The organism is Streptococcus mitis (assembly GCF_003942965.1).
GTDB classification, from domain to species: domain Bacteria; phylum Bacillota; class Bacilli; order Lactobacillales; family Streptococcaceae; genus Streptococcus; species Streptococcus mitis_BH.
On sequence record NZ_RJOG01000048.1, the window covers coordinates 1 to 3,646 of the forward strand.

Consider the following 3,646-nt stretch of genomic DNA (forward strand, 5'->3'; position numbering starts at 1 on the left):
TAATCAGTTAGAAATCTATAAAGGGTTGAAGTTGAAAGAATTATTGTTTTAGGAAAAGATAATGATTATCATGATAAGTTAGAGATGATTATCAAGTATATCTGTTTCTAAATAGAAATTCTAAAAATCAGATAAAAGAAAAAGAATTTTCTATTCTTAAAGTGAATTTTTAAAAGATAAGAAAAATGAAATTACATTTAACGAATTTATACGGCATGGCTGGTGATAGTACGGTTATTCTAGCTCAAAATGCTGTTCAAAAGATAGCCNGTCAACTGGGATTTAGAGAAGTTGGTATCTATTTTTACAATATTGCTTCAGATAGTCCTTCTGAAATGAATAAACGTCTGGATGGCATCATGGCCAGTATTTCAATTGGAGATATCCTAGTCTTTCAATCTCCAACATGGAACGGATTTGAGTTTGATCGTCTCTTTTTCGATAAATTAAAGGACATGCAGGTTAAGATTATTTGCTTTATCCATGATGTTGTTCCCCTTATGTTTGATAGTAACTACTATCTCATGAAAGACTATATGTACATGTACAACCTATCAGACATTTTGATAGTCCCATCAGAGAGAATGAAAGAGCGCCTGATGGAAGAAGGCTTGACAACAAAGAAGATTCTCGTTCAAGGGATGTGGGATCATCCTCATGATTTGTCACTTTATACCCCATCCTTTAAGAAAGAGCTTTTTTTTGCAGGAAGTTTAGAGCGTTTTCCAGACTTACAAAATTGGTCTCAAGATACGCCTTTAAGAGTATTTTCAAATAAAGGAGAAGCAAGTTCCAATGCCAGAAATCTGAGTATTGAGGGATGGAAAAAAGATGAGGAACTTTTACTAGAATTATCAAAGGGTGGATTTGGCCTTGTCTGGGGAACTCATCAAAACGATGGAGAAAGTAACCAATACTATACTTTAAATATATCTCATAAGGTGAGTACCTATCTGACAGCTGGCATACCAGTCATTGTACCTAGTAGCTTGTCAACCGCTAAATTTATAGTAGATCAAGGCTTGGGCTTTATGGTGGATAGTCTAGAGGAAGTACATGCGATAATTGATAAAATGAATCTACAAGAATATCAAGAAATGACGAATCGGATAAAGACATTTAGCTATTTGTTAAAAGAGGGGTATTTCACTAAAAAGTTATTGGTAGATGCAATCTATCACTTGGGAATTGATTAAGGGAATGAAATGAACAAAACAATTGTACTAGCAGGGGATCGCAATTACACCAGGCAGTTGGAAACAACGATAAAATCTATTCTATACCACAATCGAGATGTTAAGATTTATATTTTAAATCAAGATATCATGCCAGATTGGTTTCGCAAGCCAAGAAAAATAGCTCGAATGTTAGGTAGCGATATAATTGATATTAAGTTGCCAGAGCAGGCTGTTTTTCAAGGTTGGGAAACTAAGGAATACATAAGTACAATGACTTATGCCAGATACTTTATTCCAGATTATATTCCTGAGGATAAAGTCTTATATTTAGATAGTGATCTTATCGTTAATCAATCTTTAGAAACATTATTTGATACTGATTTACAAGGGAATTTGTTAGCTGCTGTTTGGGATACGGATGGTATCACTTTTAATGCAGGAGTGATGCTGATTAATAATAAAAAATGGCGCCAAGAGAAATTAAAAGAACTACTAATTGAACAGTCCATTGTAACAATTAGGGAAGTTGAAGAGGGCCGTTTTGAAAATTTTAACGGTGATCAAACGATTCTGAATCAGGTTTGTTCTAATCAATGGTTAGAACTGGATAAAGAATTTAACCTTCAAGTTGGCCATGACACAACTGCATTTTATAATAAATGGGAAAATTATTTTAATGAGTTAGTACCTCCTAGTATCATACATTTTGTATCTTACAGAAAGCCATGGGCTACCTTGATAGCCAATCGTTACCGTGATTTATGGTGGCAATTCCATGATTTGGAGTGGACTCAAATCTTACAACATCATGTAGGAGAGTTTAAACTAATATCGCCTCTAGATAAGGAATTTTCTTGTTTAACCTTAACAAATTCCCAAGATTTAGAAGGAATAGAGGGCTTAGTCACAGCTCTTCCAGATGTGGTATTTCATATCGCAGCTTGGACAGATATGGGTGATAAGCTGATAAAATTAGCTGTACATGATAATGTGAGATTGTATCCACAGATTGTTCCTCCTGTATTAGATAAGTTGAAAAAGTTAACAAATCTTTATTTGGATATCAATCATGGTAGTGCAGATGGGAACTTTTTAAAATCTTTGAAAGAACAAGAAAAAACGCTATTAGCTTTTCAATTGACTCAGCATGGAAATTTAGGACAAATCGTTTTCGAAAATGAGAAAGTTTCCTTTATGGTTGATGCGATTAAAGATCTAAAGAAAAACGGGCATCTTACCTGTTTTCGACAACTTCCAAGTTTGACTTGTTTAACTTTTACGGCTTCTCAGGATATAGAACAACTGGATTACTTGGCTGAACACTTACCCAATGTTGTTTTTCAAGTTGCTGCTTGGACAGACATGGGGCCAAAATTATATGATTTATCTAATCGTTATCCTAATATTCAACTCTATCCAGCAATTTCAAGAGATAAGCTAGAAGAGTTGAAGGAAAAGATGGATGCTTATTTAGATATCAACCTACTGACTTCAACATCCGATATTGTTGCAGAAATGGCTCATCTATCTAAACCTATACTAGCCTTTTATAAATCTCAAAATGGGAACAATGGCCAAAGGTTGTATTCTAGTGAACATCCTGAACGAATGTTGGCTGATTTGCAAAAATTGATAAATAAGGATATGCTAGAAAAACCACTTGATACAATCCAGGTGAAAGGGATAGATGAAACCTTGGATTATATTATTGAACATAATTCTTCTTTAGTTCGTTTTGGAGATGGGGAAATCAATATGCTTGCAGGGCATTCTATTCCCTACCAGGATTATGATGAAGAGTTGGTTTCAATCATGAGAGATATTATCGGCCAGGAAAGTAGAGAAGATTTAGTCGTGTGCCTGCCTGATGCCTTTACAGATCGTTTCAGGTTTACATCATGGGCGATTCCATTTTGGAAAGATCACATGGACCATTATATGGATTTTTACAGAGAGTTATGTAGTGTTTCATGGTATGGCTCAACCTTTGTATCTCGACCTTATATCGATTTTGAAGACAAGAGTCAAGCTAAATCCCAATTTGAAAAATTGAAAAGTATCTGGAAAAACCGTGACTTACTGATAGTTGAAGGAGCGACCTCTCGTTCAGGTGTAGGGAATGATTTGTTCGATGAGGCAAATTCTATCAAGCGAATTATCTGTCCTTCTCATAGTGCCTTTTCTAGAGTTCATGAAATTGAACATGAAATTGAAAAGTATGCTGCTGGTCGCTTGATTTTATGTATGCTTGGGCCTACAGCAAAAGTTTTAGCCTATCATTTAAGTCGAAAGGGTCACCAAGTCTTAGATATTGGGCATATTGACTCCGAGTATGAGTGGATGAAGATGGGTGCTAAAACCAAGGTTAAATTTTCACATAAACATACAGCAGAGTATAATTTTGATCAAGATATTGAGTTCATTGAGGATGAAACCTATAATAGTCAGATTGTTGCAAGGATATTAGA

Annotated in this window: 2 protein-coding genes; both read left to right on the forward strand. The window is 34.9% G+C overall.

The window, feature by feature from the left end:
- Positions 1-185: 185 nt before the first annotated feature.
- A complete protein-coding gene (locus D8837_RS08970; protein WP_125456838.1) occupies positions 186-1,196 on the forward strand; it encodes a sugar transferase in 1,011 nt (336 codons plus the stop codon).
- 9 nt (positions 1,197-1,205) lie between these two features.
- A partial coding sequence (locus D8837_RS08975; RefSeq protein WP_125456839.1) for an SP_1767 family glycosyltransferase occupies positions 1,206-3,646 on the forward strand: 2,441 nt, incomplete at its 3' end.